General features: G+C 51.2%; 25 protein-coding genes. 15 read left to right on the forward strand and 10 right to left on the reverse strand.

Going from position 1 to position 26197, the window contains the following annotated elements:
* Nucleotides 1–92: 92 nt before the first annotated feature.
* The 3 genes from lpxA (at nucleotide 93) to lpxB (ending at nucleotide 3209) form a co-directional block, all read left to right on the forward strand.
* Nucleotides 93–923, forward strand: a complete 831-nt coding sequence (gene lpxA / locus K1X45_RS01180; RefSeq protein WP_116088060.1) for an acyl-ACP--UDP-N-acetylglucosamine O-acyltransferase — start codon at nucleotides 93–95, stop codon at nucleotides 921–923.
* A gap of 1 nt (nucleotide 924) precedes the next feature.
* Complete coding sequence (locus tag K1X45_RS01185) at nucleotides 925–1803, forward strand: LpxI family protein (RefSeq protein WP_220159560.1); 879 nt, start codon at nucleotides 925–927, stop codon at nucleotides 1801–1803.
* Nucleotides 1804–2033: 230 nt separating this feature from the next.
* Entirely contained in the window at nucleotides 2034–3209 is a 1176-nt protein-coding gene (gene lpxB / locus K1X45_RS01190; protein WP_220159561.1) for a lipid-A-disaccharide synthase, read from the forward strand.
* A gap of 78 nt (nucleotides 3210–3287) precedes the next feature.
* Here the strand turns inward: lpxB and K1X45_RS01195 are convergent, their stop codons facing one another.
* The 8 genes from K1X45_RS01195 to moaA form a co-directional block, all read right to left on the reverse strand.
* Nucleotides 3288–4103 carry an ABC transporter permease gene (locus K1X45_RS01195; RefSeq protein WP_245257358.1) on the reverse strand — a complete coding sequence of 272 codons (816 nt, stop codon included), beginning with the start codon at nucleotides 4101–4103 and terminating at the stop codon, nucleotides 3288–3290.
* Between the two features lie 14 nt (nucleotides 4104–4117).
* Nucleotides 4118–4852: an ABC transporter permease gene (locus tag K1X45_RS01200; protein ID WP_022712383.1), complete on the reverse strand. Its 735-nt coding sequence runs from the start codon at nucleotides 4850–4852 to the stop codon at nucleotides 4118–4120.
* Between the two features lie 102 nt (nucleotides 4853–4954).
* Nucleotides 4955–5779 (reverse strand): transporter substrate-binding domain-containing protein, encoded by an 825-nt coding sequence (locus tag K1X45_RS01205; RefSeq protein ID WP_213597667.1) that lies wholly within the window; start codon nucleotides 5777–5779, stop codon nucleotides 4955–4957.
* A gap of 488 nt (nucleotides 5780–6267) precedes the next feature.
* Nucleotides 6268–7077 (reverse strand): ABC transporter substrate-binding protein, encoded by an 810-nt coding sequence (locus K1X45_RS01210; RefSeq protein WP_220159562.1) that lies wholly within the window; start codon nucleotides 7075–7077, stop codon nucleotides 6268–6270.
* Nucleotides 7078–7400: 323 nt separating this feature from the next.
* The gene (mobB, locus tag K1X45_RS01215; protein WP_220159563.1) at nucleotides 7401–7910 is read right to left on the reverse strand and encodes a molybdopterin-guanine dinucleotide biosynthesis protein B; all 510 of its coding nucleotides are present in this window, start codon (nucleotides 7908–7910) and stop codon (nucleotides 7401–7403) included.
* Nucleotides 7907–8608 (reverse strand): molybdenum cofactor guanylyltransferase MobA, encoded by a 702-nt coding sequence (gene mobA, locus K1X45_RS01220; RefSeq protein WP_220159564.1) that lies wholly within the window; start codon nucleotides 8606–8608, stop codon nucleotides 7907–7909. The genes mobB and mobA overlap by 4 nt, the downstream gene beginning before the upstream one ends.
* A 32-nt stretch (nucleotides 8609–8640) precedes the next feature.
* The gene (locus K1X45_RS01225; RefSeq protein WP_033316248.1) at nucleotides 8641–9573 is read right to left on the reverse strand and encodes a DMT family transporter; all 933 of its coding nucleotides are present in this window, start codon (nucleotides 9571–9573) and stop codon (nucleotides 8641–8643) included.
* Between the two features lie 259 nt (nucleotides 9574–9832).
* Nucleotides 9833–10870 carry a GTP 3',8-cyclase MoaA gene (gene moaA / locus K1X45_RS01230; protein WP_370627053.1) on the reverse strand — a complete coding sequence of 346 codons (1038 nt, stop codon included), beginning with the start codon at nucleotides 10868–10870 and terminating at the stop codon, nucleotides 9833–9835.
* A 157-nt stretch (nucleotides 10871–11027) separates the two neighbouring features.
* Here moaA and K1X45_RS01235 point away from each other — a divergent pair, with 157 nt between their 5' ends.
* Entirely contained in the window at nucleotides 11028–11396 is a 369-nt protein-coding gene (locus K1X45_RS01235) for a gamma-butyrobetaine hydroxylase-like domain-containing protein (protein WP_028233980.1), read from the forward strand.
* Between the two features lie 39 nt (nucleotides 11397–11435).
* On the opposite strand, the gene K1X45_RS01240 is transcribed toward K1X45_RS01235, so the two are convergent.
* Nucleotides 11436–13055: a fumarate hydratase gene (locus K1X45_RS01240; RefSeq protein WP_075655406.1), complete on the reverse strand. Its 1620-nt coding sequence runs from the start codon at nucleotides 13053–13055 to the stop codon at nucleotides 11436–11438.
* Nucleotides 13056–13347: 292 nt separating this feature from the next.
* Between K1X45_RS01240 and K1X45_RS01245 the strand changes: the two genes are divergently transcribed.
* From K1X45_RS01245 to K1X45_RS01295, 11 genes are all read left to right on the forward strand, one after another.
* Nucleotides 13348–15426, forward strand: coding sequence for a murein L,D-transpeptidase (locus K1X45_RS01245; protein WP_255560472.1), 2079 nt, complete (start codon nucleotides 13348–13350; stop codon nucleotides 15424–15426).
* A gap of 295 nt (nucleotides 15427–15721) precedes the next feature.
* Nucleotides 15722–16999 carry a phosphopyruvate hydratase gene (gene eno, locus K1X45_RS01250; RefSeq protein WP_122092151.1) on the forward strand — a complete coding sequence of 426 codons (1278 nt, stop codon included), beginning with the start codon at nucleotides 15722–15724 and terminating at the stop codon, nucleotides 16997–16999.
* Between the two features lie 215 nt (nucleotides 17000–17214).
* Nucleotides 17215–17544 (forward strand): septum formation initiator family protein, encoded by a 330-nt coding sequence (locus K1X45_RS01255; protein WP_022712372.1) that lies wholly within the window; start codon nucleotides 17215–17217, stop codon nucleotides 17542–17544.
* Nucleotides 17545–17675: 131 nt separating this feature from the next.
* Nucleotides 17676–18716 carry a pyruvate dehydrogenase (acetyl-transferring) E1 component subunit alpha gene (gene pdhA / locus K1X45_RS01260; RefSeq protein ID WP_022712371.1) on the forward strand — a complete coding sequence of 347 codons (1041 nt, stop codon included), beginning with the start codon at nucleotides 17676–17678 and terminating at the stop codon, nucleotides 18714–18716.
* Between the two features lie 12 nt (nucleotides 18717–18728).
* Complete coding sequence (locus K1X45_RS01265; RefSeq protein WP_022712370.1) at nucleotides 18729–20138, forward strand: pyruvate dehydrogenase complex E1 component subunit beta; 1410 nt, start codon at nucleotides 18729–18731, stop codon at nucleotides 20136–20138.
* Nucleotides 20139–20152: 14 nt separating this feature from the next.
* On the forward strand, nucleotides 20153–21502 hold the full coding sequence (locus tag K1X45_RS01270; RefSeq protein ID WP_220159566.1) for a pyruvate dehydrogenase complex dihydrolipoamide acetyltransferase: 1350 nt from the start codon (nucleotides 20153–20155) through the stop codon (nucleotides 21500–21502).
* Between the two features lie 59 nt (nucleotides 21503–21561).
* Nucleotides 21562–22200: an SGNH/GDSL hydrolase family protein gene (locus tag K1X45_RS01275; protein WP_220159567.1), complete on the forward strand. Its 639-nt coding sequence runs from the start codon at nucleotides 21562–21564 to the stop codon at nucleotides 22198–22200.
* Between the two features lie 67 nt (nucleotides 22201–22267).
* A complete protein-coding gene (gene lpdA, locus K1X45_RS01280; protein ID WP_116088229.1) occupies nucleotides 22268–23731 on the forward strand; it encodes a dihydrolipoyl dehydrogenase in 1464 nt (487 codons plus the stop codon).
* 126 nt (nucleotides 23732–23857) lie between these two features.
* A complete protein-coding gene (locus K1X45_RS01285; RefSeq protein WP_028233977.1) occupies nucleotides 23858–24055 on the forward strand; it encodes a hypothetical protein in 198 nt (65 codons plus the stop codon).
* 179 nt (nucleotides 24056–24234) lie between these two features.
* Nucleotides 24235–25203: a lipoyl synthase gene (gene lipA / locus K1X45_RS01290; protein ID WP_022712365.1), complete on the forward strand. Its 969-nt coding sequence runs from the start codon at nucleotides 24235–24237 to the stop codon at nucleotides 25201–25203.
* 12 nt (nucleotides 25204–25215) lie between these two features.
* A complete protein-coding gene (locus K1X45_RS01295; RefSeq protein ID WP_116088047.1) occupies nucleotides 25216–25689 on the forward strand; it encodes a type II toxin-antitoxin system RatA family toxin in 474 nt (157 codons plus the stop codon).
* Nucleotides 25690–25695: 6 nt separating this feature from the next.
* On the opposite strand, the gene K1X45_RS01300 is transcribed toward K1X45_RS01295, so the two are convergent.
* Nucleotides 25696–26190 (reverse strand): CinA family protein, encoded by a 495-nt coding sequence (locus tag K1X45_RS01300; protein ID WP_220159568.1) that lies wholly within the window; start codon nucleotides 26188–26190, stop codon nucleotides 25696–25698.
* Nucleotides 26191–26197: the final 7 nt, after the last annotated feature.

Genomic DNA, 26197 nt, shown 5'->3' on the forward strand with positions numbered 1-26197 from the left:
ACAGTCTGTTACAGGCGATCCTGCAAACAAATACATTAATTTTCAAAGTCCGGTTCGGGCTTTGATATAACTGAAGAAAAAGCGTGATTTGAATGCGTGAAACCTCTATTCACCCGACAGCCTGCGTTGAACCGGGCGCCAAACTTGGTCAGGGTGTTTCTGTCGGCGCTTTCTGCCATGTTCAGGCAGGCGCAGAGATTGGTGATAACAGCGAGCTGATGAGCCATGTTGTTGTCACGGGGTTTACGACACTTGGTGAAAACGCCAAAGTTTTCCCGCATGCTATTCTCGGTTGCGAGCCGCAAAACGGTAAGCATAAAGGTGGCCACACCAAACTGCTGGTCGGCAAAAATGCGATGATCCGCGAAGGCGTGACCATGCATCGCGGCTCCGATACCAGCCGCGGCTATACCAATGTCGGCGATAATTCCACATTTCTCGCTTATGCCCATGTCGCCCATGATTGCGATGTCGGTAATCACGTAACTTTTGCGAATAATGTGATGATCGGCGGCCATTGCGAAATCGGCGATCATGCAATTCTCGGTGGCGGCGCTGCTGTGCACCAGTTCGTCCGCGTCGGTCATCATGCCTTTGTTGGCGGTATGGCGGCTGTTGTGCAGGATGTTATTCCGTTCGGCATGGCCATTGGCGTTCATGCGCATCTCGGTGGTCTCAACATTATCGGCATGAAACGCTCCGGTCTGGAACGTAAAGAAATCCATGCTGTGCGCCGTGCAGTCCGTATGCTGTTTGACCGTACAAAGCCGGTGAAAGAGCGCGTGGAAGACGTGCGCATTGAGTTTGCAGATTCACCGGCAGTGGGTGATCTGGTTGCTTTCATCACAGCCGATGCCAAGCGCAGCTCGTTCACGACACCGCTTCTGCATGGCAAGCACGGTCATATTGAAGACCATTCATAATATGACGAAAAGCGCTGTTTCTGTCCGGGCCGTAGATGCTGAAGCCAGAACCGCTATTATTGCCGGTAACGGGCTTTTGCCGCAAGTTGTGGCAGAAGCTCTTGAAAAGAAAGGCAATCCGCCCTTTGTCATTTGTCTGAAGGGCGAGGCGGATGAAAGCCTCAAACGTTTTGACCATGAAACTGTTTCAGTGGTGGAATTCACCCGCCTGATTAAGGCGCTGAAACAAGCCGGTGCGAAGAATGTTATTCTGGCGGGCGGTGTCCGCCAACGCCCGCATTTTAGCGATATACGTTTGGATATGACAACCATCCGTGCTCTGCCGCGGGTGTTTAAAGCATTGGGCAAAGGCGATGATGCTTTGCTTCGTGCTTTTATCGGGCTTCTGGAATCCTACGGCTTCCATATGGTCGGCGCGCATCAGATTGTGCCCGATATTCTGGCACCGGCAGCATCCGTGCTGACTGCGGTTAAGCCGGATAAAAAAGAACAGCATAATATTGATCTTGCACGTGAAGCTGCCTTTATCTTGGGTAAGTTGGATGTCGGGCAGGGTGCTATTGCTGCGGGCGGTCGTGTTGTGGCGCTGGAAGGTGCTGAAGGCACTGACAATATGATTGAGCGTGTGCGCCAGTTGCGTCAGGAAGGCCGCATCCCGCGTCAGGGTGGTGTGCTGGTTAAATGCGCAAAACCTGCACAGGATGAGCGGGCAGATCTGCCGACGATCGGCATTGATACGGTGACCAATATTGCAGCTGCAGGGCTTGCAGGCATTGCTATCGAGGCTGGCCGTACTGTGATGTTGTCCTATCACGACACAGTTCAATCCGCCGATGCGCAGGGCTTGTTTATTGTTACTTTCGACAGTCCGCGCGAATAATTTTTCAAAACCTGTATAGCTCTGCCGCTGTTCAGCAACTATGCTGCAGCTCTTGCAACCGAAGCACTTTCGTTTAATCGGGGGTTCAATCGGGTGCGAGCCGGAGCATTTCACAGTCAAGTTGAGTCAACTTGACAGCTGTGACAATGCGACCAACTAAAGAGATAATATGGTTCCAATGATTTTGCTCTGACCGGAACCACTTTAATCCAAAGGATGCCGGTTTGAATATGAGTGAAAAACTCCCGTTGAAAATTGCTGTTGTGGCCGGTGAGGAATCCGGAGATCTGCTTGGAGCAGATCTTGTGGATGCGCTGCGTACGAAAACGGATCGCCTGATCAGTCTTGTGGGCGTTGGCGGCACACATTTACAACAGCGCGGATTGCAGAGCCTGTTTGATCCTGATGAGATTGCCCTGATGGGTATTGGGGCAGTGCTGGTGCGGTTGCCGAAGTTGATTATGCGGATCAGCCAGACCGCCAAAGCGATTGTGGCTGAGAAGCCGGATTGCCTGCTGATTATCGACAGTCCGGATTTCACCCATCGCGTGGCGAAGAAGGTGCGTCAGGCCGATCCGTCGATACCGATCATCAAATATATTGCCCCGACGGTCTGGGCATGGCGTCCGCAGCGCGCCAAGGAAATGCGCAAATATATTGACCATGTGTTGACGGTTCTGCCTTTTGAAGTTGAGGTTATGCAGCGCCTTTCCGGCCCGAAATCGACCTATGTCGGCCACCGGTTGAGCAGCTATCAGCCATTGCTGGATGTGGCTAAAGCGCGGAAAAACCGCAAAGCACCGGCAGAAGATGCCGAGAAAACCATTCTGCTTTTACCAGGTTCCCGCCGGTCTGAAATACAGGCTTTGCTCAAAGAATTTGGCACAACGCTGCAATTGCTGAATGAACGCAACGGAACTGTGCATGCAATTCTGCCCACACCGGAACGCCATGAAGCCTATGTGCAGAACCTGACGAAAGACTGGCCGGTTAAGCCAGTTATTGTTACCGGTGAGGCTGCGAAATGGGATGCCTTTGCCAAGGCCGATGCGGCATTGGCTGCTTCTGGTACTGTGTCGCTTGAACTGGCGCTGACCAAAATTCCGGCAGTGATTACCTACAAGGCCGATCTGTTCAGCAGATTATTTATTACGCGGCTGATAACCATCTGGAGCGCATCACTGCCGAATATTATTGATGATACGCCGGTTATTCCTGAGTTCTTTAACGAGTTCGTCCGTGCAGGCATGTTGTGCCGACAGATTGAGCGTTTGCTTGAAGACGGTCTGGTGCGACAGGCACAGATTGATGGTTTCGAGCGGATTATCACTAAAATGCATACAGATAAGCCTGCCGGTGAAATGGGGGCTGATGTGCTGCTGGAGCTTCTATCAAACAACAACTGATCTGATTTGTTCGACCAATTAAAAAGCCTGCCTCTGAGGTCAGAGGCAGGCTTTTTTGTTTTCTGTATGTCTTATCTTTTAGCGGATAAGGTGAACAGTGATCCGGCGCTCAATCCATTCAATGATATTGCGCAGCACTTCCACAATCGCCAGATAAATGATTGCCGCCCACAGATAGGTCTGGAAATCAAATGTACGGGAATAGGCGCGGCGGGTTTCGCCCATCAGGTCATAAACCGTGATGATTGCAACAATGGCAGAGCCTTTAATCATCAGAATGATTTCATTGCCGTAAGGACGCAGAGCAACAATCAGTGCCTGAGGCAGAATGATCTTGCGGAATGTCTGGAACTTAGACAGGCCGAGCGCATGCGCACCTTCCCACTGACCTTTTGGTACGCTGAGGATTGCACCACGCAGAATTTCAGCCTGATAAGCGGCTGTATTCAGCGTAAATGCCAGAACCGCGCAATACCATGCTTCGCGGAAAAAGCCCCAAAGCCCGATAGTTTCCAGAAACGGGCGGAAGGTTCCCAGACCGTAATAGATCAGGAAGATCTGCGCCAGCAGCGGTGTACCACGGAAGAAATATACATAGGCATAGGCGATGCCGCCCAGAATACGGTTGTCCGACATGCGGGCAAGCGCAACCGGCAGTGACAGCAAAGCACCAAGCACAATCGACAGCGCAACCAGAATAAGGGTTGTTTTCAGACCATTCCAGTAACGTGGTGCATAGGTTTCAACCAGATCAATCTGCCATGAATTATACAGATAGATTGCAAGACCGGCGAACAGTGCAAGCCAGATAGCTACCAGTATATGGCCGGTAATACGTGCACCTGTCCACGGACGAGGCGGCTCAGCAGGGCGGAAAACGCGATCAGTTTGCATATTGCTTATTGTTGTCATTGACGCACCACACTTGCTGCCGGCTGTTTGCGGCTGCCTTCAGCCCATTTTTCAATGCGGGCGATAAAGTAAGAAGAGATAATTGCAAGTGCCAGATAGATCAGGCAGGCCACGCCGTAGAACAGGAACGGTTCTTTGGTGACGCGCGCAGCAACCGAAGTCTGACGCAGAATATCTGTCAGGCTGATAACTGATACCAGCGATGTATCTTTGAGCAGAACCATCCAGAGATTGGCGAGACCCGGCAGAGCAATCTTAATCAGCTGCGGGAAGATAATCTTGCGCATGGTCTGAAAATTGGTGAGGCCGATGGCGAAAGCGCCTTCATACTGGCCTTTCGGTATGGCGCGAAACGCGGACAGGAACACTTCACTGGAGTAGGAAGAGAAAACAAAGCCCAGAGCGATCATACCGGCGGCAAAGGCATTGACCTCTACCGAACCCTGAAAGCCGATCAGCGCAAAAACCTTCTGAACTGCAAGAGAGCCGCCGAAATACACCAAAAACAATGTAAGCAGCTCAGGCAGTCCGCGGAATATCGTTGTATAAATATTGGAAGCAAGGCGCAGCGATGGCTCAGCCGATTGCTTTCCTAAAGCCACAAGGAAACCGAGTAACAAACCGATTGGTAAAGTGGCAAGCGCCAGCAAAACGGTCGTCAACAGCCCCCATGCTATGCTCAGCCCCCATCCGTCCGGACCAAAGCCAATTAACACAGCATATTTTTCCATTTAGTCTATCCCTGTGAGGACGGGTGGCAAATCCGGTTTGTCACCCGTCAAGATCAGTTTATTAAAATACCGGCCAAACGGATCTGACCGGTTTCTTCGGAATTATTCGCCGTAAATATCGAAATCAAAATATTTGTCGTTGATTTCTTTGTATTTACCATTGTCACGGATGGCGAGAATAGCTGTGTTGAATTTCTCAACCAGTTCTTCACGACCTTTTTTGATGGCAACACCAACACCCGGACCGTGAATTTCAAGATTTGCCTTCACTGGACCGACCAGTTTGCAGCAGGCACCTTCCGGTGTCTTGAGCCAGTCAATCAGCGATACGATATTGTCGTTCACAGCATCAACACGACCGGCAACCATGTCCATACGCGCTTCATCCGAGCTGCCATAATTGTTGATGGTGCTGTCGGTATATTCATGCTCGGAAAACACAGCGTGAACAGTTGAGGACTGTACGCCGACTGTTTTGCCTGCGAGGTCTTCTTTTGCTGTGCCTTTGATATCAGAATCTTTTGGCACGGCGATTGCCGCAGCAGGATTGTAATATTTATTACTGAAATCGACCTGTTCTTTACGGGCAGGAGTGATCGACATGGAGGAGATCACAACATCAAGCTTGCCGGACTGAAGGGCGGGGATCATACCATCCCAGTCCTGCACAATGATTTGGCATTTGGCTTTTAATTCTTCGCAAAGTGCGTTGGCGATGTCGATTTCAAAGCCTGCAACCGTGCCGTCAGCCTTGACGAAATTGTAGGGAGGATAGGCGCCTTCCGAACCGACTTTCAGTGTAAGCTGCTCCTGAGCATGCGCGGATGCGGTCAGTGCTGCAACGGCAGTGATTGTCACCACACCGGCAGTTGCCAGCCCGCGCAGAGCTTTGCTGAAACGACGGCTTGCTCCCGTAACTTTATTCATTCTTCTGATACCCCCATAAGTCCCATTGTAAGAAGCATTGTTGTTTTTTTCTTCTCTTCGCTGGCGTTTTTTTAGCGCATTTTCTTTGCGAAGAAAAATTTGTTAACGGCGATATTCCCATCATTCCGGCGTTAAAGGCAAGTATCAAAAATCATGTTTTGCCCGCACACGGAAAAATAAAGCGCTGGACATGGTTTAAATCACTCTTATCTGCAGGTAATCAGACGGTATTCTTTATATAAAATATTAAAAATCAACATATTATGGTGATAATTTAATATTGTGGATTTCAAAAATTTCTTTCTTCTCTATCAGTCACTCGCACGCAAAACACTCGCATTTACGACATGCAGGTGACGGCTTTCAGATGATTATGCATAGGTTGATGTGGTTTTTGCATTAAATCGGGATCAATGGCAGCAAACATAAAAAAGCTGCATCACAAGGATGCAGCCTTAAGAGAGTTTCAGCTGTTAAACCCGACGATATTAGTCTGTTTCCGCGCCATAAGCGTCGAATTCAAAGTATTTGTCGTTGATTTCTTTATATTTGCCGTTCGCACGAATAGCTTTAATCGCATCATTGAATTTGGCGATCAGCTCAGGATTGCCTTTTTTGAAGGCTACGCCAGCGCCCGGGCCGTGAATTTCCAGAACCGGAGCCCATGTGCCAACCATTTTACAGCAAGCGCCGTCTTCGGTTTTCAGCCACTGGGACAGGGTCACGCTGTCATCGCTTGCGGCATCAAGACGGCCATTGGCCAGATCAAGGCGATATTCTTCCGCAGTCGGATAGGCTTTGATGGTGCTGTCCGTGAAGGTTTTTTCTGCGTAATTGGCATGGGTTGTGGAGATCTGTACGCCGATGGTTTTACCGGCAAGATCTTCTTTGGTTGTGCCTTTGATGTCGGTATCTTTCGGAGCAGCAAGACCCGGAGGGGTGTTGTAATATTTGTTGCTGAAATCAACCTGCTTCTTACGCTCATCGGTGATGGACATGGAAGCGATGAAAGCATCAAATTTACCAGCCTGCAGGCTCGGAATAGCGCCATCCCATTCAATGGTGATGAACTTGCATTCAGCCTTCATTTCTTCGCAGAGCGCGCGGCCGATATCCACGTCAAAACCGGACAGCTCGCCGGAAGCGCTGATGAAGTTAAACGGAGGATAGGCACCTTCGGTTGCAATTGTCAGCTTCAAAGGTTCCTGTGCCTGCACTGCTGTGGCAGTCAGGGAAACTGCACCGGTCATGACTATGGCAGACAGCGCGGTTCCGATAATTTTCTTGTAATTTTTCATGTACTTTTCACCCGTTTAACCCATCCAAAAGTTGCAATCATAATGTCAGAACTACAAAGCCGGTTTATTCTAATCGGTTTATTTTTTACCGGATTCTGACGTAATAATTGTTCGCTGGATATTCCCACCATTTTTGCGAGAAAGGCAAGGGTAAAAAAGCGTTTTAAAACAATGTGAGGAAATGTGAAAATTACTGCTCAGCAGTTCATAGGTGAGTTTGAATTTATTTTTTAAATTTATGATTTTAAATCAATATATTATTTAAATAAATTAATGTTTTAATTTCATTGTTGTCATCCGTTCTCAAATCTTGTTTTCCGGCTTCAGTTTTTCAATCCGCAGTAGTTTTCAACAAAATCGCTGACGGCTGCAATATTATTCAGATCCAGAACCGGTACGCTCTGATCTCTCAAACCCTCATCAGTGGCGATAGCCACGATCGAATATTGCTCTGCATTGAGGGGGATTTGAGTCGGGCTGTCTTTGCGCCGGACTTCAATTTTTGGATGTTTGTCGTTCTTGTAGCCCTCAACCAGTATCAGATCGCAGGGCGCCATACGGCTGACAATTTCCTCAAGCGCAGGTTCCTGAGCATCGCGCAATTCATGCATCAATGCCCAGCGATTGAAAGAGACAATGGCAACCTCAGCCGCTCCGGCTTGACGGTGACGATAGGAATCCGTTCCCACTGTATCAATGTCAAAACTGTGATGGGCATGTTTGATTGTTGAGATTGTATAGCCGCGTTTGGTCAGTTCGCGCACCACACATTCCGCAAGTGTGGTTTTGCCGGAGTTTTTCCATCCGGTGATGCCGAAGATTTTCTGTGTCATGATTCACGCTCCTGCCAGCCGCTCATATCCTGCAATTGCCAGGCTGATCTGGCCAGCGCCAGTTCCGTTTGTGTGTTGATGTTAAAAAACGGATCAAGACCGCTGATTTTATCAGTTTCGCTGAAATCTGCATAGGCAACAGTATGATTATTCGCGAAAACGCGAATGCTGCGTCTTTTGGTTTCCGAGAGCCAGTTTTCCAATGAGGCAGCAATATTGGCCGGCCACAGCGCAAAGGTCGGATGCGCACCAAAATCCGAACGGGCGAATATAATTGTGTCATCCATAGGTGAGGTTGCGTCAGCCAGAACCTGCGCAAAGCGGTGCAACAAATCGGGTGGGAAAAATGGTGTATCCGCAGCCACACTCATCACATGGCTGCAACCAAGCTGGGTTGCATAATGACAACCGGCGAGAATACCGGCCAGCGGGCCGCTGTTGAGCCATTTCCCGTCATTGATAACCGGATAGCCGAAACTTGCGAAAAAGGCAGGATCACTATTGGCGCTGAGAATGATCTGATCGGTTTGTGGCTTCAGGCGCGCGCAAACCTGATGAAGAATAGTATGATCTCCGAGCGGGCGCAGGGATTTGTCGCCGCCGCCGAGACGCTGGCTGCTGCCGCCTGCCAGAATGAGCCCCAAAACATTTTTACCTGTCAGCACTTGTTTGCCGGTAGATATGATCGGGACAGACATGACTGACGCACCTTTGATTGAAAAGCCGGATTTCAGGGAGAAATACTGCTTCCGGCATTTTGCCGCCGCAACTCCCTGCGCATCCGGTAGCCCGTAATTGCTTCACGATAAAGCATATAGCAACCGCTGGCGACCACGATTGCCGAGCCGATCAGCGTATTCTGATCCGGTATCTGATTGAATACAATATAGCTCAGCGCGATTGCCCAAAGCAGACTGGTGTAACGAAACGGCGATGCAAAGGACATGTCACCGGCGCGGGTAGCAAGGATAATGCAGTGATAGCCGATGATGAGCAGCACAGCAGCAATGCTGACATGGATAATATCTGTCGTTGTCGGCTGAACCCAGCCGGTATCCGTCTGCATGATAATGAAACCGGTAATAGTAATCATAATCGAAGTCATGGCAGAAATCAGAATGGTCGGGATTTGCATATTGATGCGGCGGGTCGAGAGGTCGCGCATGGCAGTAAAGCAGACACCAACAAGCAGCAGCAGAGCATAAGCATTCATACCATTACCGGAGGCATCACCGCCGGGGCGGATGATAATCAGCACGCCGATAAAGCCGATGCCAATTGACAACCAGCGCCGCCAGCCGACTTTTTCACCGAGAAACAGCACTGCGCCCAGCGTTACCGCCAGCGGCACTGCCTGATAGACCGATGAGACAAATGCGAGGGACAGATGTGTAAGTCCCACCAGATAAAAGGTCGTCGCGCCGACTTCACCAAAGCCGCGCAGGATGGTGACTTTGTCCAATGCATCGCGCCAGCGGCTGAGCACGCCCTGTCGCGCGGCAATAAAGGCCAGCAGGAGAATGCATAATAATCCGCGCATAAACATGAACTGCCCGAGATTGAGCGTCTGCGTGGAATATTTGGTCAGAGCATCGCCGATGGCGAAGACGCCCATACCGAGCATCATATAAAGACTGGAGCGGATATTAGCTGAAAGTGCCACGGTCATATTCCTGCAGGAAAAGCTGAAGAGCTTTTCATTTAGAGCATTGTCCTGCGCAAAAGGCTCTCGAACTTTTACCGGAAATGCTTTTATGCCGGACTTATAACAAGTATTTATGCGACATGGTCACCCGTTTGCGTCATACACAGCAAAATAATGATATAAAAATCAAGATAATGCCGGTTTATTATCTAGATTATGCCGTGTGCACATCGCATGGTTGCGGGCGTTAAATGAGTGCACTTAATGCTGATACGCTTTAGCCGCCGGTGACACTCATATGGCGCGAGACTGCAGGGCGGTTATGCCGCCGGTCGATGATGAAGTCATGGCCTTTTGGCTTGCGCAAAATTGCATTGTCGATTGCTTCCGACAGCAGCGCATTATCAGCACTTGCCCGCAACGGTTCACGCAGATCAGCCGCATCTTCCTGACCAAGGCACATATAAAGCGTGCCGGTGCAGGTGATGCGCACGCGGTTGCAGCTTTCGCAGAAATTATGGGTCATCGGCGTAATAAAGCCGAGGCGACCGCCGGTTTCCGAAATCTGCACATAACGGGCAGGCCCGCCGGTCTGGTAGGGAATATCCGTCATGGTGAACTGGCGTGCAAGTGAAGCACGCAGCATGGAGAGCGGCAGATACTGATCAGTGCGGTCGAGATCAATCTCGCCCATCGGCATGGTTTCAATCAGTGTCATATCCATGCCGCGGCCATGCGCCCAGCGCAGCATGTCCGGTACCTCATGGTCGTTAAAACCTTTGAGAGCCACGGCATTGAGCTTGATATGTATGCCTGCTTTTTGCGCGGCATCAATCCCGCGCAGAACCTGTGCCAGATCACCCCAACGGGTGATTGTCTTGAACTTTTCCGCATCCAGCGTGTCGAGCGAGACATTGATGCGTTTGATGCCGCAGGCTGCCAGTTCCTCTGCATAGCGGGAGAGCTGCGACCCATTGGTGGTCAAAGTCAGCTCATCAAGCGCACCGGCTTCAATATGGCGCGACAGACTGCCGATGAGGTGCATGATATTTTTGCGCACCAGCGGCTCACCACCGGTGAGGCGGATTTTGCGCACACCCTTATCAATAAAAGTTGAACAAAGGCGGTCTAGTTCTTCCAGCGACAACAGATCTTTCTTCGGCAGAAAGGTCATATGTTCGGCCATGCAATAGGTGCAGCGGAAATCACAGCGGTCAGTTACAGAAACGCGCAAATAGGTAATTGCCCGTCCGAACGGGTCAATCATAGGTGCTACCGGCGTTGTTTTTTGGGCATTCAGTGCTGTTACGTCCATATTACCTGTATATCGGCTTCTTCAGTCATCGCTTCTATATAAGAGAGATAAGTTCAACATATGGTGCTGTCCAGTACCATTATGTCACGCAGGCTCTTGCCCGTCAGTGTTTCTGATATTACCACGTAAGGCAGACGTGAATATGGTGGATCATTCAATGAGCGATATCTGGCCGGAAGAGTTGCGGGTTTCCCAAGACCGCAAAACCCTGTCTGTGACATTCAATAACGGACATAATTATTCATTTCCGGCGGAGATGCTGCGTGTTTTGTCACCCTCGGCGGAAGTGCAGGGACATTCGCCCGAGCAGCGTGTGACTGTACCGGGTAAGATCAATGTTGGTATTATGAAGATTGATCCGGTCGGCAATTATGCGGTGCGCATCACTTTTGATGATATGCATGATACCGGCCTGTTCACATGGATTTATCTGCATCAGCTTGGTGAGGAATATGAAACCCGCTGGCAAGGCTATCTCGATGAGTTGAAAGAGAAAAATCTCAGCCGCGAACCGAAGTTTCACTAAAAAAGAAAGCCGGAGTTTCCTCCGGCTTTCTTTTTGGTTTTATGAAAGATTGAGTTCTTTGAAGAAGTCATTGCCCTTGTCGTCGATGACGATGAAGGCAGGGAAATCTTCAACTTCAATGCGCCAGATGGCTTCCATACCGAGTTCCGGATATTCGACCACTTCAACTTTCTTGATGCAGTCCTGAGCCAGACGTGCGGCAGGGCCGCCGATGGAGCCGAGGTAGAAACCGCCATGCTTACCACAAGCATCGCGTACCTGACGGGAACGGTTGCCTTTAGCCAGCATGACCATGGAGCCGCCGAAAGACTGGAACTGATCTACATAGGAATCCATACGTCCGGCTGTTGTCGGGCCGAAGGAGCCCGATGCGTAACCGGTCGGGGTCTTGGCAGGGCCTGCATAATAAATCGGATGATTTTTGAAATAATCCGGCATGCTGTCGCCGTTTTCAAGACGCTCGCGGATTTTCGCATGTGCCAGATCGCGTGCCACAATGATGGAGCCGGTCAGCGACAGGCGGGTTTTAACCGGATGCTGTGACAGGGTCTTGAGAATCTCTTCCATCGGCTGGTTGAGGTCGATTTTCACCACGCTGTCAGAGAGCTTGGCTTCATCAATATCAGGCATATATTTCGCCGGATTGGTTTCCAGCTGTTCAAGGAAGATACCGTCTTTGGTGATCTTGCCTTTTGCCTGACGGTCTGCCGAGCAGGAAACGCCCAGACCAATCGGCAGCGACGCGCCGTGACGCGGCAGGCGGATAACGCGAACATCATGGCAGAAATATTTGCCGCCAAACTGTGCACCCACGCCCAGAGACTGGGTGAGCTTATGGATTTCCTGTTCCATTTCCAGATCGCGGAAGGCATGACCGTCTTCGGAGCCTTTGGTCGGCAAGCTGTCGAGATAGCGGGTGGAAGCCAGTTTAACAGTCTTGAGATTCTGTTCAGCCGATGTGCCGCCGATCACAATCGCCAGATGGTATGGCGGGCAGGCCGATGTGCCGAGTGTCAGGATTTTCTCTTTGAGAAACTCGATCATCCGGTCATGAGTCAGCAGGGAAGGTGTGCCCTGAAACAGGAAAGTTTTGTTGGCTGAACCGCCGCCTTTGGCGACAAACAGAAATTTATAGGCGTCTTCGCCTTCCTGATAAATGTCGATCTGTGCAGGCAGGTTGTTCTTGGTGTTCTGCTCTTTGAACATTTCCAGCGGTGCCAGCTGAGAATAGCGCAGGTTCTTTTTGAAATAGGCATCCATCACACCGGAACCCAGCGCGCTTTCATCGCCGCCTTCAGTCCAGACACGACGGCCTTTTTTGCCCATAATGATCGCAGTGCCGGTATCCTGACACATCGGCAGCACGCCGCCAGCGGCAATATTGGCATTCTTCAAAAGATCATAGGCAACGAAGCGGTCATTATCGGTTGCTTCCGGATCTTCCATAATATTGCTGAGCTGCTGCAGATGACCCGGACGCAGCAGATGGTTGATGTCGGCAAAAGCAGCTTCAGCCAGCAGACGCAGGCCTTCCTGTTCAACAGTCAGGATTTCCTGACCTTTAAATGTATCGACCGAGACATAATCAGATGTCAGTTTGCGATAGGGGGTTGTGTCCTCACCAAGCGGAAACATTCCGGTATTTACTTGCTCAGCCATATATCACCTTGTTCGCCGATTTTGCCGCTGAGGTTTCAGCAGGCAGCCGGTCAGACGTAAGTTATCAGATGACGGGCTTTTAACGCTTGTGGCCGCTATTGCCACTGCGGCAGATTGATCTTTTTCTAAGTTTTGACAGGAGAAGGGGCTTTGTCCGCTAAAATTATATTTATTGTTAAAAGTTTCTAAATCACAATGGCACACACTATTGGGAATGAATCATTGCGGTGCCGGATCATTTCACCGGCGACTGCCTGCATAGCTTGTTTTGCTCGAGAACTGACGGACAGATATGACACTTTCGCTGAAATCCTTTCCCCTGATCGTAAGTTCTTCCATGCGTAATGCATTTTTTACAACAGCTATCACCGCTGTTACCGGCATTTCTGTGCTGGCTCCGGTGCAGTCTGCCAATGCGGCCAGCAATCTGATGGATTTATTCCGTGAGAAGCGCGAGGCGCGCGAAATGCAGCGCCAGCAGGTGCAGCAGCCTGTTCAGCAAGTTCCGCAAGCCGCAGGCGCAGCGCGCACTGCCAAACCTGCCGGTGCCGCGCAGCCTGCCAAAACCGCAACTGCGCCTGTTAAAGCTGTTTCGGTTAAAGGGCCGCAGATTTACGATTACAAGCCAGAAAAGCTGGTGAAAGTGGATTTCACCGCGGTTGATATGCAATTGACCGCAGCCATTTCTGAGAATGAAGGTGGCTTACTGCCGTCTGAACTTTATGCTGAAGCCGCGGATTTTATTAGCACTCTGCCGCAGCGTGCCGATGGCTTGATTAATCCGGTTGCTAAAAAGACTGCAACGCAGACAGACACAGCTCTGGTGACTGCCGTTCTGGATGTAATGAAAACCACGGATGTTAAGGCTGAGCAGTCTGTTGCAGAAGCCATTGTGTCCTTCTACGCAACCGAGCAGGCACTTCTGTGGTCTGACGGTCTGAATGTTTCTTCCCGCGCTGAAGATGTGCTGGCGCTGTTCGAACGGGCCGAAGAAGAAGGGCTGGTTCCTGCTGAATATGCAGTGAAAGTGCCTGATCTGGAGTTTGACGCTGCGCAAAAAGATCAGCGCATTCGTGAAATGGCAGCATTTGAAATCAACCTGACCGCACGGGCATTGCGCTATGCGCTGGATGCCGGCGAGGGACGGGTGATTGCCAATCGTCTGAGCGGTTTCCATGATTTGCCGCGCAATCGCATCAAGCCGGAACTGGTGCTGAAAGCACTGGCTGCGGATGCTGAACCTGCGGAAACATTGGCCGCTTTCAATCCGCAAAACAGCTATTATCAGAAGTTGAAAACGCAGCTGGCTTCGATGAAGCCGGAAACAAAAAACACTGTGCGTATTGCAGCGGATACGCTGATTAAACCGGGTCAGGACAATGCGGAACTGCCTAAAATTCTGGCACTGATCGTACAAAAAGCACCGGCCGGTTATCTGAATTCCTATCAGGAGATGTTTGACCGTCACAAAGACGGGACGCTGTATGATCCTGAGCTGGTGGCTGCGGTTAAAGATTATCAGAAACTGATGGGCAAGGTGCCGGATGGTGTGATTGGTCGCGCGACCATCGCAGGCTTGCAGGGCGAAACATCTTCGGTCAAACGCGAGCGTATTCTCTATGCGATGGAACGCCTGCGATGGCTGCCGCGTGATTTTGGCCAACGCTATGTCTTCGTTAACCAGCCTGCCTATCGTGCGCAATATTTCGATCAGGGCAAAGAGCAACTGGCAATGGATGTGGTGATCGGTTCACCGCGCAACCAGACGCATTTCTTCTATGACACAATCAGCACAGTTGTATTTAACCCGTCATGGGGGGTGCCGCGCTCTATTGTAATGAATGAGATGATGCCGCGTATTCTGGCTGATTTCGGCTATCTTGATCGTAATAATTATGAAGTGATTGCCGGTGGCAAGCGCGTGGCTTCATCCTCGGTCAACTGGTCTGCGGTTGCGCAAGGCAAGGCGCATGTCGGTGTGCGCCAGAAACCGGGGCCGAATAATGCACTGGGCGAGTTGAAAATCCTGTTCCCGAACAGCCATGATATCTATCTGCATGACACGCCGTCAAAAGCAGCGTTCAAGCGCGATATGCGGGCGATCAGCCATGGCTGTATCCGTCTGGCCGATCCGCGTGCCATGGCTTCTGCGGTCATGAGTACCGGTGAGGAAAATCTGACTAAATATTTCGGCAAGAATGAGCGCGGTATAAAAGTGCCGTCCGGTGTGCCGATTTACCTGACCTATTTCACCGCATGGCCGGATGAGGCGAGTGGTAAAATCCGTTATTATGACGATGTTTATGCGCGCGATGAAGGTCTGGCAAAGGCTTTCCAGAAAACGGAACAGAGTCGGGTTGCGGCAATGTAAATGTAAAAAGGGAGCAGTTCATCTGCTCCTTTTTTGTTTTGTGGGCGGGATTTTTACCGCTGTCGCAAACTCTTCACTTTAATATCGTTTGAAAATCCGGAAATTAACATCTGATTGGCCGAAGTCCTTTGCGTCCGGCAATCTGATTGGTTATCAATAGCGCGAAATTTCTGTAATACCGTTTCGGCTGATGAGGGCGGCGCGGTGTTGGCTCTACCGGTTTGTTTTACGCATTGTCTTTACGCAAAACCGCTTCGTCATTTTGCCGGACATGCTTTATGGAAGGATACTCCCAATGACAGCGATCATCGATATTGTCGGTCGTGAAATTCTCGACAGCCGCGGCAATCCGACTGTTGAAGTTGATGTGACACTGGAAGACGGTTCTTTTGGCCGTGCGGCTGTACCAAGCGGTGCATCAACCGGCGCGCACGAAGCAGTTGAGTTGCGTGATGGCGGCACCCGTTACTTAGGTAAAGGCGTTGAACAGGCTGTTGAAGCCGTCAATGGTGCGATTTTTGACGCACTGGCCGGTCATGAAGCGGAATATCAGATCGAAATCGACCAGACCATGATTGATCTGGACGGTACGCCAAACAAAAGCCGCCTCGGCGCCAATGCTATCCTCGGCGTTTCCCTCGCGGTTGCCAAGGCTGCTGCACAGGCTTCCGGTCAGCCACTTTACCGCTATGTTGGCGGTGCCAATGCCCATATCCTGCCGGTACCGATGATGAACATCATCAATGGCGGCGCGCATGCGGACAACCCGATTGATTTTCAGGAATTCATGATTCTGCCGGTTGGTGCATCCAGCTTGCGTGAAGCTGTGCGTTACGGTGCGGAAGTGTTCCACACACTGAAATCCCGCCTGAAAGCTGCCGGTCACAACACCAATGTCGGTGACGAGGGTGGTTTCGCTCCTAACCTGCTGAGTGCGGAAGCAGCTTTGGATTTCGTTATGGAATCGATTGCAAAAGCCGGTTTCAAACCAGGTGAAGAAATTGCAATCGGTCTGGATTGCGCCGCGACTGAATTCTTCAAAGGCGGTAACTACGTCTATGAAGGCGAGGGCGTAACCCGTACACCGCAGCAGCAGGCTGAATATCTGGCCAAGCTGGCCGCTGACTATCCGATCATCAGCATTGAAGACGGTATGTCGGAAGATGATTGGGCAGGCTGGAAGACCCTCACCGATCTGACAGGCAAGAAAACCCAGCTCGTTGGTGATGATCTGTTCGTAACCAACTCGGCACGTCTGCGTGATGGTATCAAAATGGGTGTTGCCAACTCCATTCTGGTTAAAGTCAACCAGATTGGCACGCTGTCTGAAACCATGGATGCCGTGGAAACCGCTCATAAGAACGGCTACACCGCTGTGATGTCGCACCGTTCGGGCGAAACAGAAGATTCCACCATTGCGGATCTCGCTGTTGCCACCAATTGCGGCCAGATCAAAACCGGCTCGCTGGCACGTTCAGACCGGTTGGCAAAATACAACCAGCTGATCCGTATTGAAGAAGAGCTCGGCACGCAGGCACGTTATGCCGGTCGTTCAGCTTTTAAAGGCCTGTAAGATCCTGCTTTGAAATAAATTAAGAAGAGGCCTGCATGAAAATGCAGGCCTTTTTTGTAATTAATGTCGCTTGTGGTCCGGTTCTGTAAGTCTCTGTTAAGGCTAATATGCTTTAAATAAATATCGGGTGGAATTTATCGTGTGTTGATAATTCCAGCCCTTATTTACGGGCAGATATCCGCGTATCGGATGCGTGTTGCTCCAGAGGTGTGAGTATGTGGACAAAACAAAAGCGTAAAAGCATTAAAGGCCGCCTGATTGTGCCGGTTCTGGCTACGGCTTTTTTGTCCTATTTTGGTTTTCATGCTTATAATGGTGCCTATGGTATCTATTCCAAGGAACAATTGCTGGCGCAAACCGTTTCGCTCAATAAGCAACTGACTGATCTGACCGAGCAGAGAGAGTCTCTGGAGCGACAGGTTTTGCAGCTTCGTGATGGTTCAATTGACAAGGATATTCTGGATGAGCAGGCGCGCCGCGCATTGAATCTGTCTCATGCGGATGAGGTTACAATTATTGTCGATCGCGGCAAAAAGACCAATTAACTGAATTGCAGTTAATTGGATGTTTTCTTATTATTTTCAATAACTTAAATAGTGCAAAATTAGCTGTTTAGACATATTGTAAGTTTGGCTGATGAGGTTTATTCTGCGCCCACCATAACAGGGAGCAAAATATGGCACCTAGGGCACAAAAAACTGCTGCGGGTAAATCGCAGGCAGCTCTGTCTAACACTCTCAAGGCACCCCAGCCTAACCAGTTCACCAAAGAAGAAGATCTTCACGCTTACCGTGAGATGCTGCTGATCCGTCGCTTCGAAGAAAAAGCCGGTCAGCTCTATGGTATGGGTTTCATCGGCGGTTTCTGTCACCTTTACATTGGTCAGGAAGCTGTTGTTGTCGGCATGCAGAAAGCCATGCAGGAAGGCGATCAGGTTATCACTGCCTATCGCGACCACGGTCACATGCTCGCAGCCGGTATGAGCGCGCGCGGCGTGATGGCTGAGCTGACCGGTCGTCGCGGCGGCTTGTCGAAAGGCAAGGGCGGCTCGATGCATATGTTCTCGAAAGAGAAACATTTCTACGGCGGTCACGGTATTGTTGGTGCGCAGGTGTCGCTCGGTACCGGTCTGGCTTTTGCAAACCGCTATCGCGGTAATGACAGCGTTTCCATCACCTATTTCGGTGACGGCGCTGCCAACCAGGGGCAGGTTTACGAAAGCTTCAACATGGCATCGCTGTGGAAGCTGCCTGTTGTATTTGTAATCGAAAACAACCGCTATGCGATGGGTACTGCTGTAACCCGCGCTTCGGCTGAAACCGATTTCTCCCGTCGCGGTCTGTCCTTCAATATTCCTGGTATTCAGGTTGACGGTATGGATGTGCGCGCTGTGAACGCCGCCAGTGAAGAAGCACTGGAATGGGCACGTTCCGGCAAGGGTCCGATCATTCTCGAAATGCAGACCTATCGTTACCGTGGTCACTCGATGTCCGATCCTGCGAAATACCGCAGCAAGGATGAAGTGCAGAAGATGCGCTCCGAGCATGATCCGATCGAGCAGGTTAAATACCGCATGATGGATAATGGCTGGTTCTCGGAAGATGACCTGAAGGCGATTGATAAGGAAGTTCGTGACATTGTTGCTGATTCAGCAGACTTTGCACAGAATGATCCGGAGCCGGATGCATCTGAACTCTACACTGATATTCTGCTGTAAGGAGCGAGCGCTATGCCTGTTGAAATTCTTATGCCAGCGCTCTCCCCGACAATGGAAGAGGGCAAACTCTCCAAATGGCTGAAAAAGGAAGGCGACAAAGTCGCTTCCGGTGATGTCATTGCCGAGATTGAAACCGATAAAGCAACCATGGAAGTGGAAGCTGTTGACGAAGGCACTATCGGCAAACTGCTGATTGCTGAGGGTACTGAAGGCGTTAAGGTAAACTCAGTGATTGCTGTGTTGCTGGCTGACGGCGAAAGCGCTGACAGCATTGGCGCAGCGGCTCCTGCTGCCGCGCCTGCCGTTGAGCAGCCGACCATGGTGACTTCGGAAGCGCCTGTTGTTGCCGGTGAGAAGCCAGGTGCTTCAACGCCTGCCGCTCCTGCTGCACCTAAAATCGAAGTTGCCAATGATCCGGATATTCCGGCTGGTACAAAGATGGTGCCGACCACTGTTCGTGACGCTCTGCGTGACGCAATGGCTGAAGAAATGCGTCGCGACCCGGACGTTTTCGTTATGGGTGAAGAAGTTGCTGAATATGAAGGTGCCTATAAGGTAACCAAAGGCCTTCTGGCTGAATTCGGTGACAAGCGCGTTGTCGATACACCAATCACCGAGCACGGTTTTGCCGGTATCGCTGTTGGTGCTGCCTATACCGGTTTGCGTCCGATTGTTGAATTCATGACCTTCAACTTTGCCATGCAGGCGATTGACCAGATCATCAACTCTGCTGCCAAGACATTGTATATGTCCGGTGGTCAGATGGGCGCGCCTATGGTGTTCCGTGGTCCTTCGGGTGCTGCTGCACGCGTTGGTGCACAGCACTCCCAGTGCTATGCGGCATGGTACAGCCATATTCCGGGTCTGAAGGTCATCATGCCTTATTCGGCAGCTGATGCTAAAGGCCTGCTCAAGGCTGCGATCCGTGATCCGAACCCGATCATCTTCCTTGAAAACGAAGTTATGTATGGTCACACATTTGATGTGCCGGACATTGAAGATTTCGTGCTGCCAATCGGCAAAGCCCGCATTCATAAAGTCGGTAAAGATGCGACCATCGTGTCCTTCGGTATCGGCATGACCTATGCGATCAAGGCCGCTGAAGAGCTGGCTCAGCAGGGTATCGACGTTGAAATCATCGATCTGCGTACCATCCGTCCGATGGATATGCCGACTGTGATTGAATCGGTCAAAAAGACCGGCCGTCTGGTTACTGTTGAAGAAGGCTTCCCGCAGTCTTCCGTGGGTACAGAAATTGCAACCCGCGTGATGCAGCAGGCTTTCGACTATCTCGATGCACCGATTATGACCATTGCCGGTAAAGACGTGCCGATGCCATATGCCGCCAACCTTGAAAAGCTGGCACTGCCATCGGTTGCGGAAGTTGTTGAGGCTGTTAAAGCTGTCACCTACGCTCGTTAAGGGGAAGATTAAACATGGCTATCAAAATCACGATGCCGGCTCTTTCTCCGACAATGGAAGAAGGTAATCTGGCAAAATGGCTGGTCAAAGAAGGCGATAAAGTCTCCGCAGGTGATGTTATTGCTGAGATCGAAACCGACAAGGCAACTATGGAAGTAGAAGCCGTTGATGAAGGTATCGTGGCCAAGCTGGTTGTTGCTGGCGGAACTGAAGGCGTGAAGGTTAATGCCGTGATCGCTGTTCTGGCGGAAGATGGTGAAGATGTTGCTGAAGCTGCAAAAGCAGCTTCAGGTGATGCACCGGCTGCAGCGCCAAAAGCTGAAGCCGCTGCACCGGTTGCTGCCACTGCTCCTGTACCGGTTGCTGCTGCTCCGGCAGCGACACCTGCGCCTGCTGCTGCTCCGGCTCCTGTTGCCAAGGGTGAGCGTCTGTTCGCTTCGCCGCTGGCACGTCGCGTTGCCAAGGATGCAGGTGTGGAACTGGCTGCCGTTTCCGGCACCGGTCCGCATGGCCGCATCATCCGCAAGGATGTTGAAGCGGCGATTGCTTCCGGCGTTAAAGCTCCTGCCAAGCCGACTGCTTCTGCTGCTGCACCTCAGGTTGCTGTTTCCGGCGCTTCGGATGAAGCTACCCTCAAAATGTTTGAGGAAGGTTCATACGAGCTGGTACCACATGACGGTATGCGCAAAACCATTGCTCGCCGCCTGATGGAATCCAAGCTGACTGTTCCGCATTTCTATCTGACGATTGATTGCGAACTGGATGCTCTGCTGGCGCTGCGTTCACAGCTCAATGCTGCTGCACCAATGATCAAATCTGATAAAGGCGAAGTGCCTGCTTACAAGCTTTCGGTCAATGATCTGGTCATCAAGGCAACAGCTCTGGCACTGCGCGACATTCCGGAAGCCAATGTTTCCTGGACTGATGCAGGCATGGTCAAGCACAAACATGCGGATGTCGGCGTTGCCGTTTCTATTCCGGGTGGCCTGATTACGCCAATCGTTCGCGGTGCAGAAACCAAGGCTTTGTCTGCCATCTCCAATGAGATGAAAGATCTGGCCAAGCGCGCCCGCGACCGTAAGCTGAAGCCTTCGGAATATCAGGGCGGCACCACTTCGGTGTCCAATCTCGGTATGTTCGGTGTTAAAGACTTCGCAGCGATCATCAACCCGCCACATGCAACAATCTTTGCAGTTGGTGCCGGTGAACAGCGCGCAGTTGTTAAAAATGGCGAACTGGCCGTGGCAACCGTTATGTCCGTCACGCTTTCCACTGATCACCGCGCCGTTGATGGTGCGCTGGCTGCGGAACTGGCGAAGGTTTTCAAGAACTATATTGAAAACCCGCTGGGCATGCTGGTCTAAGAAAAGACAGGCGCCTCAGATTTCTGGGGCGCCGTTGCTTTCCCGCAAAAGGCGCGAACATGAAGTCAGTTTTATGTTTTGGTGATTCACTGACATGGGGCTATCAGGCACCGGATGGTGCACGTCTGCCGCTTGAAGATCGTTGGCCGTCTGTTTTGCAGAAAGGCCTTGGTGCTCAGGCGCATGTGATTGCTGAAGGTCTGAACGGCCGCACCACTGCTTTTGACGACTATACCGCGCCGGAAGACCGCAACGGTTCACGCATTCTACCGACATTGCTGGGCACCCATGCGCCGCTTGATCTGGTGATTATCCTGCTCGGTAGCAATGATATGAAACCGCAGGTCGTTGGTGATGCTTTTTCCAGCCATTGCGGTATGCGCAGACTGATCCAGATCATCCGTAATCATCCGTATCGCGAAGGCTATGCGGTGCCGGATATTCTGATTGTAGCTCCGCCGCATATCACTGAGAGTGCTGATCCGTTTTTTGCCTCACTCTTTGCTGGTGGTATTACGGAATCGCGCAAGCTGGGGCTGCTCTTGTCAGATCTGGCGGATGAAACGGAATGCAGCTTCTTTGATGCGTCCGGCGTTGCTAAAACCACGCCGCTGGATGGTGTGCATCTGGATGCGGAAAATACACGGGCTATCGGCAAGGCACTGGAGCCTGTGGTGCGCCTGATACTGGGTTTGTAGTAAATTAAAAAGATAAAATGAATGATGCGCCGGTAACCGGCATAGAAACCATTCAAGGAGAATGAGCGTGTCCAACAATTACGACGTTATCGTGGTCGGTTCCGGTCCCGGCGGTTATGTAACTGCTATCCGTGCCGCTCAGCTCGGACTTAAAACCGCGATTGTTGAACGTGAGCACCTTGGCGGTATCTGCCTCAACTGGGGTTGTATCCCGACCAAAGCTCTGCTGCGCTCGGCTGAAATTCTGCATTTCGGTGAAAATGCCAAGGATTACGGTCTGATGCTCGAAGGTAAAATCAGCGCGGATGTGAAGGCAGTTGTTGCCCGTTCGCGTGGTGTGTCAGCGCGCCTCAATGGCGGCGTTGCCTTCCTGATGAAGAAGAACAAGATCGATGTGATCTGGGGTGAAGCCAAAGTCACCAAAGGCGCATCTGCCGGTAAGCCTGCTGAAATCGTGGTTTCCAAAACCACCAAACAGCCGATGCTGCCGCAGAATCCGGTGCCTAAAGGTGTTTTGGGTGAGGGCACTTACACTGCCAAAAACATTATTCTGGCAACCGGTGCGCGCCCTCGTGCGCTGCCTGGCATTGAGCCGGATGGCAAGCTGATCTGGACCTATTTCGAAGCAATGGTTCCGCAAGAACTGCCAAAGAGCCTGCTGGTTATGGGCTCCGGCGCAATCGGCATCGAGTTTGCTTCCTTCTACCGTACCATGGGTGTTGACGTGACTGTTGTTGAAGTCATGAAAAACATTATGCCGGTTGAAGATGCAGAAATCTCGACCTTTGCCCGTAAACTGCTTGAAAAGCAGGGCATGAAGATCATCACTGAAGCTAAAGTGACCAAAGTGGTCAAAGGTGCAAACTCGGTCACCGCCAGCGTTGAAACCAATGACGGCAAGGTGCAGGAAATCACGGCTGATCGCATGATCTCCGCTGTCGGCGTGGTCGGCAATATCGAGAATCTCGGCCTTGAAGCGCTTGGCGTTAAAACCGACCGCGGTTGCGTGGTGATTGACGGTTACGGCAAGACCAATGTCGAAGGTATTTATGCCATCGGTGATGTTGCCGGTCCTCCGATGCTGGCACACAAAGCCGAGCATGAAGGCGTTATCTGCGTTGAGAAGATTGCCGGTGTGCCGAATGTTCATGCGCTGGATAAGGGCAAAATTCCGGGCTGCACCTATTGCAACCCGCAGGTTGCTTCCGTTGGTCTGACCGAAGCCAAGGCCAAAGAGCAGGGCTTTGATATCCGCGTTGGCCGCTACCAGTTTGCTGCAAACGGTAAGGCGATTGCGCTGGGCGAAGATCAGGGGCTGGTTAAGACCATTTTCGACAAGAAGACCGGCCAGCTGCTTGGCGCACATATGGTTGGCGCTGAAGTCACCGAACTCATTCAGGGCTTCGTGATCGCAATGAATCTCGAAACCACTGAAGAAGAGCTGATGCATTCCGTATTCCCGCATCCTACCTTGTCAGAAATGATGAAGGAAAGCGTGCTGGATGCCTATGGCAAAGTTCTGAACGCTTAATATTTATTCCGGCCTGATGACTAAAATTCAGGCCGGTTTCACTCTTGAGAAGGATCGCAATTGCCGCTGATTAAAGACGGATCCCCCTATCGCAAAGCCGCGCTGACAGTGCTGAAATATTCAACACTGATCGGTCTGGGGCTTGGTTTCGGTGTTTCGACGCTCAGCTTTCTGTCCGGCAATGTGATTTCAATCAATGGCTATGCACTCTCGGGCTGGTATGGCGTGTGGAGTGTAACACTGGCGCTGGGACTGGCCGGATTTTGTTTCGGCCTGATCTGGGCACTGGTATTCAAGGCAATCGGTGAAGCAGCGCGACGTTGAGACCGGTTGTATATAAAAGCTGACGGCTTATATGAGCTGTTACGACATTTGAGGCGGGCAGGGTTAAAGCATACTTGTTTACCTTGGCAGCCCTCCCTGCTATGCAGGCGCAATATTCTGGCCGGAATTTCCGGTGTTACGAAATCTGAAGGCCGTTACGGCCGTTTTGGGAAAGACATATGGTTACGCTTCTGGACACCGTTAACGACGACAGAAAACGCCTTCGTCATCCTGAGAAGGCCAACCGGCCCGACACAGCACTTTTGAAAAAGCCTGACTGGATTCGCGTGAAAGCTCCGACTTCGCGCGGCTATGGCGAGACCCGCGATATTGTGCGCTCTAACAAGCTTGTCACAGTATGCGAGGAAGCCGGCTGCCCGAATATCGGCGAGTGCTGGGATAAGAAACACGCGACATTCATGATCATGGGTGAAATCTGCACCCGTGCCTGCGCGTTCTGTAACGTATCGACCGGTATTCCGACCAATCTCGACCCGAATGAGCCGGAAAATGTGGCCAAGGCCGTGAAGCAGATGGGGCTGACCCATGTGGTTATCACCTCCGTTGACCGCGATGATCTGGCCGATGGCGGCGCACAGCATTTTGCTGAAGTTATTCATGCAATCCGTGCTGCCAGCCCGCAGACCACGATTGAAATCCTGACACCGGACTTCCTGCGTAAGGAAGGTGCTCTTGAGATCGTTGTTAAGGCGCGTCCGGATGTGTTCAACCACAATCTGGAAACAGTGCCGTCCAACTATCTGAAGGTGCGTCCGGGTGCCCGTTACTTCCACTCTCTGCGTCTGTTGCAGCGTGTGAAAGAACTCGATCCGACCATTTTCACCAAATCCGGTATCATGGTTGGTCTGGGTGAAGAGCGTAATGAAGTGCTCCAGCTGATGGATGATCTGCGCTCGGCTGATGTGGATTTCATGACCATTGGTCAATATCTGCAGCCAACCCGTAAACACCATGCGGTTATCCGTTATGTGACACCGGACGAGTTCAAGTCTTTTGCCACAATCGGTAAAACCAAAGGCTTCCTGCTGGTTGCGTCCAGCCCGCTGACACGCTCTTCGCACCATGCGGGTGATGATTTTGCCAAGCTGCGTGCCGCCCGTGAAGCGCTGATCGCCAGCCGTAACTAAAACTTATAGATCATGCCGCAATTTACTGCCACACGTCAGGTTCAGCACCGCGCGGAGCAAATGTTTGCTCTCGTCGCGGATGTTGAAACTTATCCGCAATTTGTCCCGATGTGTGAAGCCTTGACCATCCGCTCGCGTAAAGAGCGCGATGGCAAGACATTACTGGTGGCCGACATGACTGTCGGCTACAAGCTGATCCGTGAGACATTCACCACACAGGTGCTGCTCAAGCCGGATGAACGGGTGATTGAAGTCAAATATATTGACGGCCCGTTCCGCTATCTCGACAACCGCTGGACATTTGTACCGGTCGGTGACGGTACGCATAGCGATGTGGATTTTTTCATTGATTATGAATTTAAGAGCCGCACGCTTGGTCTGGTAATGGGCTCAATGTTTGATCTGGCTTTCCGCAAATTTGCTGAAGCTTTTGAAAAACGCGCCGATCAGATTTATGGCATCAAAACCGGCGATGCGATTAAGTAATTAAAATTACTCAGTCAGTCTTTGCAGAACCAAATCCAGTGCGGCCTGCACTGTAGCTAAACGGATGGCTTCGCGCGATTGGTCGCCGAAGCGGCATTCCAGATGCAAGGTTTCAAAACCCTGTCTTGCACAAGCAATATGCACCAGTCCGACAGGTTTTTCAGCGCTGCCTCCTGAAGGGCCTGCAACGCCGGTGACCGCAATGCTGATGCTGGCCTGCGGGGCATGTTTCAGTGCACCTTCAGCCATAGCAATGGCGACAGGTTTCGACACCGCACCAAAATCACGGAGCAGGCTTTGTGGGACGCCGATCAGTGAGGCTTTGGCTTCATTGCTATAGGTGACGAAACCGCAATCAACGACATCGGACGAACCGGCAATGTCGGTCAGTGCGGCGGCAATCATACCGCCGGTGCAGGATTCGGCAGTAGTAATCATGAGCTGCGCCTTGCGGCAGGCATCAAGAACGGCGAGAGCTTGTTCTTCTGCTACGAGACCCATGAATATA

The sequence above is a fragment of the Pseudochrobactrum sp. Wa41.01b-1 genome, from assembly GCF_019464455.1.
Classification (GTDB): Bacteria; Pseudomonadota; Alphaproteobacteria; order Rhizobiales; family Rhizobiaceae; genus Pseudochrobactrum; species Pseudochrobactrum saccharolyticum.